Annotated in this window: 14 protein-coding genes; 6 read left to right on the forward strand and 8 right to left on the reverse strand. The window is 39.2% G+C overall.

Annotated features, from left to right (window positions below; translation table 11 throughout):
* The first annotated feature begins 62 nt into the window (after positions 1-62).
* The gene (locus LVD47_RS00075; RefSeq protein ID WP_236973466.1) at positions 63-605 is read left to right on the forward strand and encodes an RNA polymerase sigma factor; all 543 of its coding nucleotides are present in this window, start codon (positions 63-65) and stop codon (positions 603-605) included.
* A gap of 85 nt (positions 606-690) precedes the next feature.
* On the opposite strand, the gene LVD47_RS00080 is transcribed toward LVD47_RS00075, so the two are convergent.
* The 7 genes from LVD47_RS00080 to LVD47_RS00110 form a co-directional block, all read right to left on the reverse strand.
* Positions 691-2550 carry a DUF5060 domain-containing protein gene (locus LVD47_RS00080; RefSeq protein WP_236973467.1) on the reverse strand — a complete coding sequence of 620 codons (1860 nt, stop codon included), beginning with the start codon at positions 2548-2550 and terminating at the stop codon, positions 691-693.
* A 237-nt stretch (positions 2551-2787) separates the two neighbouring features.
* Positions 2788-4131, reverse strand: coding sequence for a purple acid phosphatase family protein (locus LVD47_RS00085; RefSeq protein WP_236973468.1), 1344 nt, complete (start codon positions 4129-4131; stop codon positions 2788-2790).
* Positions 4132-4207: 76 nt separating this feature from the next.
* Positions 4208-5788: a beta-N-acetylhexosaminidase gene (locus tag LVD47_RS00090; RefSeq protein ID WP_236973469.1), complete on the reverse strand. Its 1581-nt coding sequence runs from the start codon at positions 5786-5788 to the stop codon at positions 4208-4210.
* 90 nt (positions 5789-5878) lie between these two features.
* The gene (locus LVD47_RS00095; RefSeq protein ID WP_236973470.1) at positions 5879-7576 is read right to left on the reverse strand and encodes a ribonucleoside-diphosphate reductase subunit alpha; all 1698 of its coding nucleotides are present in this window, start codon (positions 7574-7576) and stop codon (positions 5879-5881) included.
* A gap of 54 nt (positions 7577-7630) precedes the next feature.
* The gene (locus LVD47_RS00100) at positions 7631-8605 is read right to left on the reverse strand and encodes a ribonucleotide-diphosphate reductase subunit beta (RefSeq protein WP_236973471.1); all 975 of its coding nucleotides are present in this window, start codon (positions 8603-8605) and stop codon (positions 7631-7633) included.
* A gap of 565 nt (positions 8606-9170) precedes the next feature.
* Positions 9171-9506, reverse strand: coding sequence for a hypothetical protein (locus tag LVD47_RS00105; protein ID WP_236973472.1), 336 nt, complete (start codon positions 9504-9506; stop codon positions 9171-9173).
* Positions 9506-9721 carry a hypothetical protein gene (locus tag LVD47_RS00110; RefSeq protein WP_236973473.1) on the reverse strand — a complete coding sequence of 72 codons (216 nt, stop codon included), beginning with the start codon at positions 9719-9721 and terminating at the stop codon, positions 9506-9508. The genes LVD47_RS00105 and LVD47_RS00110 overlap by 1 nt, the downstream gene beginning before the upstream one ends.
* 466 nt (positions 9722-10187) lie before the next feature.
* Here LVD47_RS00110 and eat point away from each other — a divergent pair, with 466 nt between their 5' ends.
* From eat to LVD47_RS00135, 5 genes are read left to right on the forward strand one after another with little or no spacing between them, the layout of a single operon-like run.
* The gene (eat, locus tag LVD47_RS00115) at positions 10188-11510 is read left to right on the forward strand and encodes an ethanolamine permease (protein ID WP_236973474.1); all 1323 of its coding nucleotides are present in this window, start codon (positions 10188-10190) and stop codon (positions 11508-11510) included.
* Positions 11507-12877: a glutamine synthetase family protein gene (locus LVD47_RS00120; protein ID WP_236973475.1), complete on the forward strand. Its 1371-nt coding sequence runs from the start codon at positions 11507-11509 to the stop codon at positions 12875-12877. Before eat ends, LVD47_RS00120 begins: the two co-directional genes overlap by 4 nt.
* A gap of 15 nt (positions 12878-12892) precedes the next feature.
* A complete protein-coding gene (locus LVD47_RS00125; RefSeq protein ID WP_236973476.1) occupies positions 12893-14041 on the forward strand; it encodes an iron-containing alcohol dehydrogenase in 1149 nt (382 codons plus the stop codon).
* A 10-nt stretch (positions 14042-14051) separates the two neighbouring features.
* Entirely contained in the window at positions 14052-14819 is a 768-nt protein-coding gene (locus LVD47_RS00130) for a gamma-glutamyl-gamma-aminobutyrate hydrolase family protein (protein ID WP_236973477.1), read from the forward strand.
* A 4-nt stretch (positions 14820-14823) separates the two neighbouring features.
* Complete coding sequence (locus LVD47_RS00135; protein ID WP_236973478.1) at positions 14824-16188, forward strand: aldehyde dehydrogenase family protein; 1365 nt, start codon at positions 14824-14826, stop codon at positions 16186-16188.
* 8 nt (positions 16189-16196) lie between these two features.
* Here LVD47_RS00135 and LVD47_RS00140 read toward each other — a convergent pair whose 3' ends face one another.
* The gene (locus LVD47_RS00140; protein WP_236973479.1) at positions 16197-17279 is read right to left on the reverse strand and encodes a glycoside hydrolase family protein; all 1083 of its coding nucleotides are present in this window, start codon (positions 17277-17279) and stop codon (positions 16197-16199) included.
* Positions 17280-17303 lie beyond the last annotated feature (24 nt).

Consider the following 17303-nt stretch of genomic DNA (forward strand, 5'->3'; position numbering starts at 1 on the left):
AATATTGGAATATTTTGTACCTTTTTTATACCTTTATGACCGAATAGATCACAACAATGGGAATGGAACTCGAAAAGATATTCGATACTTATCAAAACAAGGTATTTGGATTTTTTGTCAAAAACTTAAGTGACAAAGAATTGGCTAAAGACTTGACGCAAGAGGTATTTTTTCGACTATGTAAGCGGGAATCAAAATTACATGAAATAGAAGATATCAATAGTTATATATTTTTAATGTGCCGGAATATGGCCATTAATCATATCAACAAAGCTTCCCATGATAAAAAATATAAAGAGCGATTGATTTATGCCTGGAACCACCTGAGCATCCGGGGAAAATCCCAAATCGAAAAAAATATAGATTCCGAGTACTATAGCGAAATACTCAAAGAGTCCCTCAATCACCTTCCTCCCCAACAAAAATTAATTTTCACCCTTAGCAAACAAGAAGGCCTTTCAAATAAATTAATCGCTAAAAAACTGGGGCTCTCTCCTAATACTGTCAGGAATCACCTTCATCAAGCCCTCAAAAGTTTGAGATCAACCGTAAATCCTAATATTGAATTTATTATGCTGTTGCTTTCCATAAGCATTTTGATTTAATACTTAATTATCTAAAGCATAAACAAAAACTTCTCTCTCTATTAACCCGAGTATGGTTTCATAAAGTAGAAACTTAAAAATTATCCTACATTTTCGTTATCAAACACACCCAATCTTTGCTTTCGTCTTCAGGAGGACTTCCTAATTCTCTCACACCCTCACCCCGAATACTTTTCGTCGAACCGAATCTCAGTGAATCTAATTTTCTCGGATTATACCACTTTACATTGAAACTGCCTTTAGCTTCTTTCAGATCCAACATGCCAGAAGAAGTAACCTCTGGAAAGTAAATGGCATAGGTATCCCCACTTTTTGCCAAACAATAAGCATCATTATTATCGACTAAGTCATTCATTACATCCATGTCATGAAAAGGAAGGTAATCTTTAAAAAATTGTAAAGCCAATCGGGTTTGATCCCACCACAAATCCCTGGATCTAAAATCCTCACAATCCAGGTCATTATGTGCATATTTATATCCAAAGTACCATTCTGTACCACCAGCTCCTGCCATTAGGGCACCCCATAAAGCCCTGTGACGAATAGTATCGTGGTCGGGATCTACTTCGTCAGGTAAAACACCCTTGTGCGCTCCACCAATTTCATCCAGGCAAACTACCCATTGCTTTGAAGAATTCTGGGATAGCTTTAGATATTCTGACACCTTATCATGGACATGGACCACATTGCTCTCTTGCCAGGAGATTCCATCGAGATACTCAAACCCAATTAATGGTTTCAAATGCATATCTTGCCCCTCAGTGTTTGAATGGGTATGAATGGATACAAAGTTTGAATATGGGTCATTGGTCTTAATGTATTCGGCCATATCTCTTTTTTGCTGTTCCGTCTGTGCGATAGGTGTCCACTTCGCATAACCGTTTTCTTCCCCAAGATTCCATGTCACAGCTAGATGATGCCCAAACCGGGCGATTAATTCCCTGTAATATAACCTTCTTTGCACCTCCGTATCTCCTACGTCTAATAAGCATTCATTCTCCGTTTCCTGCGTTACCAAATGAAGCATCATACCTTTTTCTTCCATATAGTCAAATACGATTTCCCATTGGGCAAGTTTGCTGCAATCGAATCTGTATCGTTCGTTGTAATCATTCCAGGGCCATACATCATTACCATCACCATGTATGTTCATGGTCAGCATATATATTGAATTTATTCCCTTCGAAGCTAAATAATTAATGGCTCCAATAATTCCCTTTCCTTTGGAATCACGCCATGTAGGGCATCCAGGATTCCAGTCTTTTATATGGGCATTATATTTGTGAATTCCATCATCCGGATTCGCTTCCCCGTAGCGATGTTCTGAATTTATGTTGTACCTATATGTCTGGTCAAAATCATAAAATGCCAGGAAGTTTTCCGGACTATCGGCACCATTTTTTATAAAATATTCATCGCCCTCTGAATATTTTAAATATCTCTCGCCTACATACCTCACTCTCCCTTTTGCTCTCAAATCTGGTGACTCCTTATCGGAAGATATTATTTCAATAGTACCACTTTGACCATCAGGCACTATTTCCTCCCCTGGGAAATCTGTCGACCTTATAGCTATATCGTCGCCATTTTTAAATGAAACAGCATATTTCCACACACCCACCTCATCCGGTCTAAAAATTACTTTCCAGATTTTCCCTGATTCTGCACCGGTTTCCGCAGCATTCCCATCGGCAGCAAAATATCCCGGAACGATGATTTTTCTCTCCCCGATCGTAAAGGTTACGTCCAATCGGTAATCCAAGAATGGGTTAATATTTGAATTCTCCCCTCTCTCCGGTCCCTCGACTAAAAATGTTATTTTGTGCCACTTCTTCATTTCACCTTGAATAGTAACATTCTCCCCTGATAGGTAAAATCCCAGACAACAAAAAAATAAAAGAAACACTATACCTCGCTTATGATCGTTTTTAAAACACGCTTCCATTTATAATAACATTTTAGTAAAATCAGGTTAATTATAAAACCAAATCTTTGGAGGAACCAAGACATATGGCAATCAATTAATATAATACAATTCTTTCAGTCAATTGTATTAATCCCAAATTTTTGAATATTAATTTAACGAATAGCAAAACAAGACCAAGCGTATGTTCGCAAAAGAAAACCAAATGCTTAAACAAGAGATTGAGTTATTTATCTTACCATTTAGCGTATTTCATCATTATTCTGGCTTTCGCGTATATCCTCCGTGAGGGAATACATTCTCAGGACTATTTTCAGATGATATATTCTCTACAAACTTGTTGTATTTCCCCTTTTGCTTTTTCAAATCAAAGGAATCATATAGTTCATCCAACACAGTATATGCTCTAAATTTTAGGTGATCACCTTCAATGGTAATTGTTTGGTACATCTGTGTATTTACAGCAGCTCGCTCCATCCATCTTTTTGACGGACGAATTCCATACATCTTGGGACCGGCAACTGAAACTACATACACTGGTCCCGCATCTCCTTCCGGGACTTCTATAGTACGCATTTGTCTACTAGATCTTCCATACACATGATCGTGCCCCATTAATACCAAATCAACTTTGTGCTTTTCCAGAACAGGAAGCCAGGCATCCCTAAGTTTGGGGTAGTCACCATGGTTCCCATCACGTGCAGAAAACAATGCATGGTGAAAGGTTACAACCGTCCATTTTTTGGAATTTCCTGAAAGGGTGGCTTCCAACCACCGGGTCTGCTTTTCCAATTCCTGTGCAGAACGCAACGCCATAGTACTATTCAATACCACCAATCGCATCGACTTATAATCCATAAAAAAAGCACTTTCTTCCAGCCCTTTCGGCCCGTTTAAAGGTAATTCAAACTGTAGAGGCCAAAAAACAGATAAAACATCCTCTGATTTCGGGTTGAGTTCATCATCGTATTCGTGATTCCCTGTGACAGGAATTATTGGTGTACTACCCGTTACATAGCCAAGGGCGTCAAACCATTCCATCCACTGGCCATCCCGATGAGCGTCATTGACACAATCTCCTGCAAATAAAGTAAAATCAGCACCCGGTTCATGAGCATATGCAGCCCGAATACTTCTGGCCCCCCAGGAAAGAATGTCGTTTTGGACATCTCCCAGGTATATAAAGGAAAAAGTATCCGAATCTTCTGTAGCTACCTGGAAATGGGTCCATGGGCTCCATTCTCCTTCGCTTCCACCTACGCGGTAACAATATTTCTTTCCGGGTAAAAGTCCTTTAAATGTGGCCGAATAATAAAAATACTCTTTCCCCCTTTCCAATTTTATTTGCTGAACATAAGCTTCTACATATTTCGCTTTCTCTTCACCATATGGAGCCGCACTCGCCTCCATAATCTGTGCAAGTGGTTGTTCAATCTTTTTCTCAGTGCGCCAGCTAACGCTCTGTGAATTCATGGGATCTTCTTTCCACGTCAATACTATATGGTCCGGTGCAGAAGATTGTCCTATGGTCGAATCCATGACGGTAGTCATCACCACCAATATAAAAATAGAATGAAATAACAGGGCTCTAACAAATTTCAATATCACAACATTAATAGGTTTTCCCAAAATTTCAAAAATACCCTTTATTTGAAATTCGCACACTTTTCAACCTATATTATTTTCCTTCTATTATCGGAGGCTCTGGAGTTGAGGCAGGGTTGAAAACATCGTAATAATAAATCCCGGCGTCTTTAAATAACGGAAGATGAAACTGTAATCTTTCCAGGTATCGATCATAATTTTTCACCGCATTATTCGACCATCCTGCTTCAGATAAAGCCGTAATCCGGGGAAAGGTCATAAACATTAGTCGATTGTTATCTGCAATTCGCTCCGTCCAAATGTTCCCTTGCATACCCAGTACTTGATTATTATGTGAAGAATGATACAGGGTATCGGGTGGAAATTGATACAATGTCTGTAAATCAGCAAAACGGCCACCCCATTTACGACCATTGGAATTATTTTCATCCTGGACAAAATCCAAATACAGTGGGATACGCGGGCATAGTACAACGTCGTAATTCTTATCCAGTGCAGAAGTCAATGCCGTATGTTTATCGTGTCTCCACCAATAAATAATAGAATTTTCGGTATCAAGATCCGCATTAATCACCTCGTCCCACCCAAGTAATGTATTATTTAGAGCACGAACCGTATCTGCCATTCTTCGCAGAAAATAATGTTCCACATCAATAAGGGAAGAAGCATTATTTTCATTCATCCATTTTACCACATCCGGATCAGTCTTCCATTCCTGGTTACCGAAATGTACCTCGTCTCCCCCAATATGTATCATCTGGGAAGGGAATAAAGCATCAACTTCTTTTAGTACATCTGTTAAGAATTGAACCACCGTATCCCTGGTTGGGTGTAATGTAAATTCCGGATGATTCTCCGAACCACCACCACTAAATACCGGATATGCACGGTTGATAGAAGTAGCATGTCCCGGCATATCAATTTCAGGAATTACAAGAATATGGAGCTTTGATGCATAATTTACAATTTCACGAATTTCATCTTGCGTATAGTATTGAGCGGGTTGATCCGGGTCATGGTCATCTCCGATTCCACCGATATTTGCCAAATCCGGATATTGCTTTATTTCAACTCTCCAACCCGGACTATCAGTCAAATGCCAATGAAATACATTTAATTTGTAAAATGCCATCCATTTCAGAAGTTGTTTTACCACATCCTTCCCAAAAAAATGTCGTGATTCATCTAACATGATCCCTCGCCAGGAAAATCGTGGAATATCGTTTATTAATTGATTGGGAATCCGAAATCGATCTTTTTCTTTATCTGCAGAATTTACAATCTGCAGTAAAGACTGAATACCGTAAAACATCCCGGCCTCCCGGCCTGAAATAAATATGTTGTTTGCTACTTCCAGTTGGTATTCTTCTTTTTCCCAATTGGGTTCAATTACAAATTGGTAATCCGCTTTTTCATTTTCATGACTCACCTTTGTGTAAATTCCAAAACGATCCATTAACTCACCCTGCAAATAATAACTAAGCTGACCATTATCAAAATCAGAATAAGCAATTATTTGCCCTTCTTTCAAAGTGAAGTGGCCCTCTTTTTCTTTTATTTCATTTGGCTGTGGAATAATGGCCTGACCTAAAATTTCTTTACCTGAAAAAATCAAGGTTATGATAAATACCATACCAAACAACCCAGTCCTCATACTTTCTAATTTGATTTACCTAAGTGGATAACTTCTCAATAGAGAAATTTACAATTCTTCTAGCCAAAGCACTTAATCTAACAGTTTACTTTAAGCTTCACAACTCTGGCAACTAACCAAACTATTCACTAATTCCTTGGATACACTCTGACTTCTTTGGTAATACAGTGTTTTCACACCCAACTTCCAGGCCTCAATCATCAATTTATTTACCTCTTTTACTGGCAAATTGGATGGGATGTTCAGGTTTAAGCTTTGAGCCTGGTCCACATACTCCTGACGGATTGAAGCTTGCTGAATAATCTCCAACTGGCTTATTTCTTTGAATGTTTTAAATACTGCTTTTTCATTTTCATCCAATTGGGTAAGGTGTTGTACACTTCCGTGGTTGAGCATGATGCTCCTCCAGGTTTCTTCATTGTCAATACCTTTTTCCTGAAGTAATTCCTTCAGGTATTTATTCTTCCGGACGAAATTACCTTTTGACAAACCTGCCTTATAATAATTACTGCTAAACGGTTCGATTCCCGGAGAAGTTTGTCCCAGGATAGCTGAAGAAGAAGTTGTAGGGGCAATAGCCATTAGTGTGGTATTTCTCTTCTCATAGCCTTTCAAAAGTTCAGGCTCTCCATATATCCACGCTAATTCCCGGGTCGCCTTGTCAGCTTTATTTCTGATATTTTTAAATATCTGTGAGGTGAGTTGCTTTGCTTGTAATCCTTCAAAAGGGATTCTGTTCTTTTGCAAATAGGAATGCCATCCCAGAACACCTAACCCAAGTGCCCGGTGTCTTTTTGCAAAATTATTCGCACTTGTCAAGTAGTAATTCCCTTCCGTTTTGGCTATAAATTCCTGCAATACAGCATCGAGGAAAAAAGTAGCCATCTTGACTGCATCGGTATTTTTCCATTCATCGTACAACTCCAGGTTCATAGATGAAAGACAACAAATAAAAGATTCATCTTCAGCAGAAGGTAACATAATTTCAGAACAAAGGTTACTACCGTATATGGTCCGGTTCAGGTCTTTATACACTTGTGGCTTATGACGATTGACATTATCAGAAAAGAAAATATAGGGAAGACCTTTTTGCTGTCTACTCTGTAATACCTTTGCCCAAATCTTTCTTTTTTCCATGTCTCCATCAATCATATCCTGCATCCAGTAATCCGGCACACAAACTCCGAAAAACAAATTCTGAATCGGGTGTCCTATATCTTTGATGGACAAAAATTCTTCAATATCAGCATGGTCAATATCGAGGTATGCTGCGAAGGCACCTCTCCGAACACCTCCCTGAGAAATCGTATCCATCGCAGTATCAAAAAGTTTCATAAAACTTACCGCTCCACTACTTTTTCCATTGTCTGTTACAGCACTTCCACGTTCCCTTAAGGCTCCAAAATAAGCAGATGTTCCTCCTCCTATTTTGGTCTGCATTATTACTTCCCCAAGTTTGTGGGTAATCCCTTCTATATTATCGGGAACAAATACATTAAAACAAGATATTGGGAGTCCCCTTTCCGTCCCCATATTCGCCCAGATAGGAGAACTCAGGCTCATCCATCCCCGCTCCACCAATTCCTGAAAAGCAGGTTTAAGTTCAGGCTTATAAAGACGCTGTGCTGCAGCAGTGGTAATCCTGTCGATAGCACCTTCTACCGTCTCCCCTTTTAGTAAATAGCCCCGATTTAATATTTGCTCGCTTTCTGCATTTTTCCACCACATCTTCTCCATCTTATATTCCTCCTGCAATCCAAAAAGCTGATCTTGAGTAGCGACTTCCATATTGAGTTATATTTTAATTATCGATCTTAGTAAGTTATTATTAATATAATTTGTTTAAAATAAGTCCAGCGCAGATATGCTCTTGTCGTGTTTGGTATAATCTACCGGACGCTTTGCAAAGAAATCATCCAAACTATTGGCAAAGACTTCCTCTTCGAACCACAACATTGGTTTAATCTCCTCTGCAGTAATATTAAACTGTGGTTTCATATTAATCTTCTTGAGACTATCATCAGCCCTGAATTTCATAAAGTTTACCAGGTCTTCCTTTTTGACCGTTTCCAGGTCTCCTTCACTAAATATCCAATCCAATATTCTGGTTTCCACTTCAATAGATTTATGGACCATCCCTACGATTTTCTTCAGGGTTTCTTCATCTATTAATTCAGGATATTCCTCCCTGATTTTATTAATCAGGAAAATTCCTGCATTTGCATGAATTTGTTCATCGACAGAGGTCCAGGCAATTATATTACTTACATTTTTCATCAATCCCTTGAACCGCGTAAATGATAAAATGATTGCAAATTGGCTGAACAAACTTACATTTTCAATCAAAATAGAAAACATAATCAAGGAAAGGGTATACTCTTTCTTGTCAATAGATTTGGCCGTTTTCAAAGCTTCGGACAGGTATTCAATTCGCTCCCTTATAACCGGCACTTCAATGAGGTGAACAAATTGATTATTATACCCCAATACTTCAACTAACCGAGAATATGCTTCGGAATGACGAAATTCACACTCTGCAAAAGTCGCCCCCAGCCCATTCATTTCAGGTTTGGGAAGATGATGATACAAGTTACCCCAAAAAGACTTTACTGCCACTTCAATTTGAGCAATAGCCAAAAGGCTATTTTTTATAGCGTTCCTCTCCGGGTTTGAAAGATGAGAATGAAAATCCTGCACATCTGCAGTAAAATCTACTTCCGAATGCACCCAGAATGACTTATTAATCGCCTCTGTAAACTGAAAAATTTCAGGATACTCGAAAGGTTTATATTGTAAGCGTTTGTCAAAAATTCCCATAGATTATAATTTTTTAATATATGTTCAAAACGACAGCGAAATAACTTTGGTGTCCGGATTGCTTTAAATCAAACACCTGCTTTTTTAATCCTTTCCAAAGCTCATCTCGCTTTGGTGCTCAAGATTCAGCCACTGGTAATTATAGCAAGTACCACTAAAAACCGTGTTTACATTCGGTCAAATACTTGCATTATTGCTTTTTGGGACCAAGCGTGCTTACAAAAATGAGAATATATTTAATTTTTTTCTAATAAATTAACTAACAGGATGTGGAAAAAAAATTTACATAGAAATAACATATTGAAGGAGCCTTGAGTTGTGAGTTACGAATTAGGGCTGCGAGTAGACTCAAACACAATAATTAAAATTTGCATCAATACATACACCCAAACAACCACAAAGGAATATAATTCCCCGTTCCAATTTCCAAGTCATCAGCGACAATGTAGGAATTTGGCAAATCAGCTATCTGACGATAATGCTTTTTTCTACCTCCTACTTCAAAATGCTATATACATGAAGCAAAAATGGCAAAAAATTATCTATCCAAATAGCAGAACAGTTTTTATGACGCAGTTTTCCCACGCCGCAACCACCAACTTAACCAAACACCGCAGATACCCCATTGGACAATGGCATCAATCAACGAACCCACAGTCGGCGTTTCAAACCAAATGCTATTGAGGTACGTGACCGTCAAAAATCCAATTAACCCGACTGAGACACTAGTAATAATAATTTGACTTGCAGAAATATCAGGTATTTTCACCAAAATCCAACACAACAATAAAACAGCAAGAAAATCCACCACAAATCCCCGAAACATATTTATCCCCATATTGCTGGACAACGATTCGTGGTACTGAACCACTGCCCACGGTTGTCCAATTGCTTCATTCATTACCTGCTGGTGCTCCTCAGCAGTTGAGCCCTCGGGGCTGTTGGCAAAAAGTAATTTCCTTCTTCAAGATTTTCATTTAATACTTCCAGGATTTGTACCTGGTTTGGAGTGTATTCCATTTCATTGTCGTGAATATTGAGCATACTCCAAGAAAGGAATTGCCAGATGAAAAGAATTAACCCTCCTACTAAAGACCCAATCCAAATTTTTGACATGATGATCGATTTTAAATAATTCGAAATAAATATTAATATTGGAAAAAATATACATTTTAAATTTTTTAACCAACCAACCCACTTAATAAAATACATTTATCCACATATTTCGAAATTTACAATATTAAAATCATCACACAGTATTATATTTGATCCTTAATACTTATATCAATATTAAATTTAGAATTTACAGACACCTGCACATTAAAAAAATAAAATGTACATTAGGGCCGGAAATTGAAAATGACATAATCTATTAAGGTGAATATATTTTGAAGTACGGTAAGGATAGTAGTAAATGAATTGACATTGATCACATTATAGTGGGCATGGTATTACGAAATCCTGACTTTTCCTCAATACTTTTCTTGTCCATTGGGTTTTGAGAAAGACAAAAGCTTTATAAAACCATTACGAAAGAGGAAATAGATCGCTTTTATTTAGATCCTATTATTAAAAAATCGCTATGAGTAATAATCAATTACAAAGAACCCTTGGACCTTTAATGCTTTGGGGACTCGGTGTAGGATATGTGATTTCAGGTATGTATTTTGGCTGGAATCTCGGTCTTGCCGAAGGGGGAACCTATGGACTCGCCCTTGCTACATTTTTTATTATAATAATGTACGTCACATTTACTTTCAGCTACACAGAAATGGCATGTGCGATTCCAAAAGCGGGAGGCGCTTTTGACTATGCCAACCGCGGACTCGGCAAGCGACTTGGTTTTTTTGCAGGCATGGCTCAAAATATTGAATTCATATTTGCACCGCCTGCTATATCAGCAGCCATAGGTGCATATTTACATTTGCTTTATCCTTCTGTTCCTCCGCTAGCTTTTGCTGTGGGCGCGTACTTTATTTTCACATTTATTAATATACTAGGTGTAAAACTTGCCGCTTCCTTTGAATTGGTCGTTACAATTCTTGCCGTCATTGAACTCATTATATTTGCAGGAGCCACACTTCCATCCTTTGAATGGGAAAACCTCAATATAAATCCCCTCCCAAATGGCTGGTCCGGAGCCTTTGCTGCCATTCCTTTTGCTATTTGGTTCTTCCTGGCGATTGAGGGAGTAGCTAATGTCGCGGAAGAAGCAATAAACCCGCAAAGAAATGTTTTAATTGGATTTGGATCGGCAATTGGTACTTTAGTATTTCTTTGCATCCTGACCTTTCTTGCTGCAGTAGGAGTTGGCGGCTGGGAAACAATCGTTTACCCATCAGGTAGTGAACAACCTTCAGACTCTCCTCTGCCTTTAGCATTAGCAGAAGTAGTTCATGAAGGACACTTTTTGTACAAACTCCTTATAGGAATTGGGTTACTAGGACTTATTGCTTCCTTTCACGGGATTATTTTAGCAGCAGGAAGAGCTACTTATGAATTTGGCCGGGTAGGGTATGCACCAAGTCCCATCAGTGCTATCCATAAAAAGTTTAAAACACCATCCAATGCATTAATATTAAACATGGCAATTGGTATTTTGGCATTGTTTACCGGTAAAACAGGAGAAATCATAACCATTGCTTGTTTCGGAGCATTAAATTTATACATTATTTCAATGATTTCTTTTTTTGCTTTACGTAAAAAAGAACCCGACCTTGATCGTCCTTTTAGAGTTCCCTGGTATCCTTTTTTTCCGGCAGCTGCCCTTATTATTTCAATTATTGCCCTGATTGCAATGACCGTATACAATATAAAGCTTGCCATTATCTTTTATGGAATCATTGGTATTTCATACCTGGGATACCACTTTTTCCTCAATCAAAAACAAATGCAACAACAATGAAAAAACCATTATCCAAACAAGAAGTCAAGAATCTTCTTCAAAAATCTGAGCACAACAAGGTACGGGTTGTCGTAGCAGATATTGACGGTGTCATGAGGGGCAAATTCATGCATAAACAAAAACTCTTTAGTGCCCTTGAGAGCAATTTTGGATTTTGTAATGTCGTATTCGGGTGGGACATGGTTGATGACGCCTACGACAATGTCGAAGTATCTGGGTGGCATACAGGATATCCGGACCAGGAGGCCTATTTGGATGCTTCTACTTTCCGCTTAATACCCTGGGAAAAGGACTTACCATTTCTTATAGCCGATTTTCATAATAAAGATAAAAATCCATTTCCCGCCTGTCCCAGGACTTTACTGAAAAGTATTATTTCAGAAGCAGAAAAGGCGGGTTTCACCCCTTTATTTTCACAAGAATTTGAATGGTTTAATTTTAAAGAAAATCCAGAAGAACTTTATCACAAAGGCTTTGACAACCTCAAGCCTTTGACTTCCGGTATGTTTGGCTATTCTATATTAAAATCTTCAGAGTACAGCAACTTTTTCCACGATTTATTTGACAGTATGGAAAAATTTGGCATTCCCCTGGAAGGCCTGCATACTGAAACCGGACCCGGTGTCTATGAAGCAGCCATTCAATATTGCGAAATTTTGGAAGCAGCCGACCGCGCCTTTCTCTTTAAAACTGCTTGTAAGGAAATCGGGTTCAGACATGGAATAATTTCCAGTTTTATGGCCAAACAAACCCAGGATCTTCCCGGTTGCAGCGGCCATGTTCATCAAAGCCTTTGGGACTTGAAAAAAAAGAATAATCTATTCTTCGACCCTTCAGACAAGAATCAAATGAGTGAATTATTCAAAAGCTACCTGGCCGGACAAATCCATTGCCTTCCCCATATACTCCCCTTATATGCTCCTACCATAAATTCATATAAAAGACTCGTTGAAGGGGCCTGGGCTCCAACAACCATTACCTGGGGAATCGACAACAGGACCACAGCTTTCAGAATTCTACCGACAGGTAAAAAATCTACCCGGCTCGAAACCCGGGTAGTAGGATCTGATGTCAATCCTTACCTGGCTATGGCTGCTTGCCTTGCCAGTGGACTATACGGCATCAAAAACAACTTAAAATTAGAGATTCAACCCACAAAAGCCAATGGATATAAAGATTCAGGCAACGGAGTCCTGCCTACATCTCTTATAGAAGCCTCCAATGCCATGAAAACTTCCCCAATAGCCAAAGAATTATTTGGCCGGGATTTTGTAAATCATTTTACAAAAACGCGTGAATGGGAATGGCGTCAGTTTGCAAGCCACGTAACGGACTGGGAAATGAAAAGATATTTCGAAATCATATAAATAAAAGACCAACACTTGAATACAAACACTAAATACAATTACAATTTCCCTACTCCCATCCGCTTTGGCGCAGGGGTAATAAAGGAACTACCCAGCCATTTATTGGGTAATGGTTTTGTCAAACCGCTAATAGTAACGGATGGCATTATTTCGGAACTTCCTTTTTTTAATGAAATAATTGAAGATCTTACAGTTCAAGGACTTTATCCTGAGGTGTTTTCTGAAATGCACAAAAACCCTGTCAAATCAGATGTTATTAAAGGGGGTGATTTTTATGAAACTACCAACAGAGATTGTATTGTAGGCATCGGAGGGGGTGTGGCAATGGATGTTGCAAGGGCTATTGCCCTTAGGATCAATAACAGAAGAGACTTATTTGAATACGACGACCTTATTGGTGGAGACCGTTTTGTCGATGGAGCGATACCGTATTTTATTACTGTTCCTACAACTGCAGGAACCGGTAGTGAAGTAGGAAGAAGCGCCATCATATCCGAAGATCAATCCAAAAAGAAAAGAATCCTCTTTCACCCAACTTTGATGGCTAAGATGGTGTTTGCTGATCCCGAATTGACTATGGACATCCCTCCTTTCATTACCGCTGCTACCGGTATGGATGCACTCACCCACAATATGGAAGCATACCTGGCAAAAGGATTTCACCCTATGTGTGACGGTATTGCATTAGAGGGAATTCGACTAATTTCACAATCATTGGAAAAAGCTACTCATCAACCGGACCTGGAATCTCGTTCCAAAATGCTGTTAGCTTCTCTAATGGGAGCCGTAGCATTCCAAAAGGGTCTGGGAGTCGTACATAGCCTTGCACACCCTTTATCCAGCCTTTTGGACACACACCATGGCCTGGCTAACGCAGTAAATTTACCTTACGGCATGGAATTTAATTACGAGGGATTTGAAGATAAATTTGACAATATGGGCCGAGCATTCGGATTGGGAACTGATTCAGGTAGAGTGCTCATCAATCACCTGTTTGAATTAAATAAAAAGCTAGGTCTACCTACACGGCTTTCGGAAATTGGGGTCGAAGAAAATCTCTTGCAAGAATTATCCCTTTTGGCTGAAGCGGATTTTGCACACCCTAACAATCCAAAAGTTGTTACAAGATCAGATTTCGAACGTTTATACAAAAAAGCTTTATAAAAAATACCCGATGCTAAAAATAGGTATAACATCTTGTTTTATGTATCCAGATCCATCGAGAACGGTATTCGGACATAAATCCCTCAGCTATATAGAGAATGACATGGCCAATTATATCAGTCAGAAAGGCATACTTCCGGTTTTATTACCCGATATTGACAATTTATTTTTATCAGACCTTTTATCTGAAATGGATGGATTTATTTTACAAGGCGGTTCTGATATCGCTCCCGAAACCTATAATGAAAAACCTGTCGGTCAATGGAAAGGAGATCCTTATCGAGACGCCTATGAACTAAAAATTCTGGATTATGCCATCCAAAACTCAAAACCGGTATTTGCTATTTGCCGTGGTTTTCAGCTAATGAATGTTTACTTCGGGGGAAGTCTTTATCAGGATATTGATACACAACTGGTGAATAAAGGACTCCATCGATCTGCAGAAAAATACGACACCATTAAACACAGTATCAAGTTTGAAAAAGGAAAACTCCTGGATGAAATTTATAGCAATATTATGCAACCATACGTCAATTCTGTGCATCACCAAGCCGTCAAAGATCTCGGAAAAGACCTCGAAATATACGCTTATTCGGACGATGGAATAATAGAAGCATTCGGATACATTAATGAACCTGCCGGCAAAGTCTTTGGCGTACAATGGCACCCTGAATTCTCCCATACATTAGGGGATGAAGTTATTGATCCTAACATCTTGTATAGTACTTTTTTACAACACGTTCGAATTCATTCTCAAAACAAAGAAATCCTGAATTAAAATCATGAAAATTATTAATCCCGCCACCGGTAATATTATAGAAGAAATCTCTGAAGATACCATTAAAACCCTTGCTGACAAACTCAATCTATTAAAGACAGGACAACAATCCTGGAAGGTTAAGACTGTCGAGGAGCGGTTGGATAAAATTGAAAAGTTCGGAGAAATCATCCAAGGTGATGTCGAAGAACTAGCTCTAATTTTGAGTACAGAAACCGGAAAACCCATTCAGCAAGCCCGCAATGAAATAAAGGGTGCCCACAACCGGATCGACCACCTAATGCTCAATGCCCCTAAATGGCTGGCTCATGAAAAAGTGATCCAGGAAGGAAACACTTTAGAGTCAATAGAATATGAACCTCTCGGTGTAATAGCTAATATCTCTGCCTGGAATTACCCATACAATGTCGGATACAATGTATTCTTGTATGCTTTAACAGCAGGTAATGGCGTATTGTACAAACCATCGGAGTATTCTTCCCTGACGGGAAAAGCCATAACAAAACGCTTATATCAAGCAGGCATTCCTGAAAATATTTTTCAATGCTCTATAGGCGGCAGAGAGGTAGGACAATTAATTCTTGAAATGGATTTCGACGGGTATTTCTTTACTGGCTCCTACTCTACCGGAAAATACATTGCCAGGGAAGTGGCTCATAAATTAGTTCCGGTACAGTTGGAGCTCGGGGGGAAAGACCCACTGTACGTAATGGAAGATGTGCCCGACATCAAAAAAGCAGCCATCAACGCTGCAGAAGGTAGTTTTTACAATGCCGGCCAAAGCTGTTGCGCTATAGAAAGAATCTATGTCTCTGAAAAAATATACGAATCTTTTCTTCAGTATTTTATTGAAGAAGTATCTACCTACCGGTTAGGTGATCCTACCGATGAAAATACTTTTATAGGCCCTTTGACCCGCCCCCAACAATTAACCGCTTTATCAGACCAGGTGAAAGACGCCCAATCCAAAGGAGCCTCGATTGCCCTTGGCGGTCATCCATTAAAAAACTCCGGCAATTATTTTGAACCGACAATTGTGGTTAACACCAATCATTCTATGAAAATCATGAAAGACGAATCCTTCGGCCCTATTATAGGGATACAAAAAGTATCTTCAGATGAAGAAGCCATAGAACTAATGTTGGATACAGACTATGGCCTCACATCAGCCGTTTTTGGGTCAGATGAAGAAAGGGTTGATATAATACTGAAAGCTATGAACTCAGGAACGGTTTACTGGAATTGCTGCGACCGGGTAAGTCCAAATATACCCTGGTCAGGGAGAAAAAATTCCGGATTGGGTTCTACCCTCTCCACTCAGGGGATCAGAGCATTCGTCCAACCCAAATCCTACCAAATGAGACCATAAAGCAGTAATTAATTATTTTCAACGGGAATCGTAATAATAAATGAATCATCTCCATCTTTGGCAGCCAGGCCCAATACTCTTATATCTGATTCGTCCTTATATACAAACGGGCGCTCCAGCCGATCCGGAGTAAGAACACCTTCATTTTCCAGGGAAACTTCTTTTGGCATAATTTCGTAATCCTTAGCTTTCTTCCATTGGATGCCGTCTTGGGAAGTTATCTTGCCTATAAATGAATGAGCATGGAAAACGCCATAAAATCGACTCCTTTCACTATCATACCAAAGGGACATATCTTCCGTATCCAGATAGTCAATAGCTGGGTCAGGTTGCATATCAAAAGGTCCGTCAGGCTTTTCCCCTATCGCTATTGCCTGATTTCTGATAAACCGCTCTTCATTGGGTTTGTCTCCCTTTACAATTAAATAATACCTGTTGTCACCACCCCGGTCGATCGCCGGATTAACGGTCAATGTAGTAATGGGCCCCGAAGGCTCTATTAATGGATGGTCGCTTCTTTGCCATGGCCCCGAAAGAGAAGAAGAAACAGCTACCCCAGTCCGTTGATTGGGCCGGAGAATTTTCCAGTTTTCATGAGAATATCCAGTAAGACTTGTTTCCATTAATTTTTCTTCGGAATAATCCGAATTATCTCCCAAATTCGTAGAAATATAATACAGGTAATACTTCCCTTCAAAGTACTTGACTTTTGGGTTGTGAGCGGTTATCGCATCCCAAAACCCCTTGCCCCGACCTTTCAAAATGGTCTCTTTGTACTCCCATGGACCTGATGGATTATCAGATACAGCATGTGCCACTTCAGAATAAACCAGCCATCCCGTAAATTTAGTAGCTTTTGGCCACCTAGAATAAAACAAATGAAATAGATCATCTTCTCCTTTAATAATGGAACCTCCCCAATTATAATATTCATGCGATCGGAAAACATTTTTATCCGAAACCGGCAGGAGACGGTTGGATAGCCTTAAATTATCTGTAGACTGACCAATCGATGAATACAACGAAAAAAACAGAAAGCAGACAGGAATAATATATTTCTTCTTTTGATGCAATTGAATGCCATTTTCCATTTCAGATCATTTAATATCCAAAGT

Source organism: Membranihabitans maritimus (genome assembly GCF_021729145.1).
GTDB lineage: Bacteria > Bacteroidota > Bacteroidia > Chitinophagales > Saprospiraceae > Membranihabitans > Membranihabitans maritimus.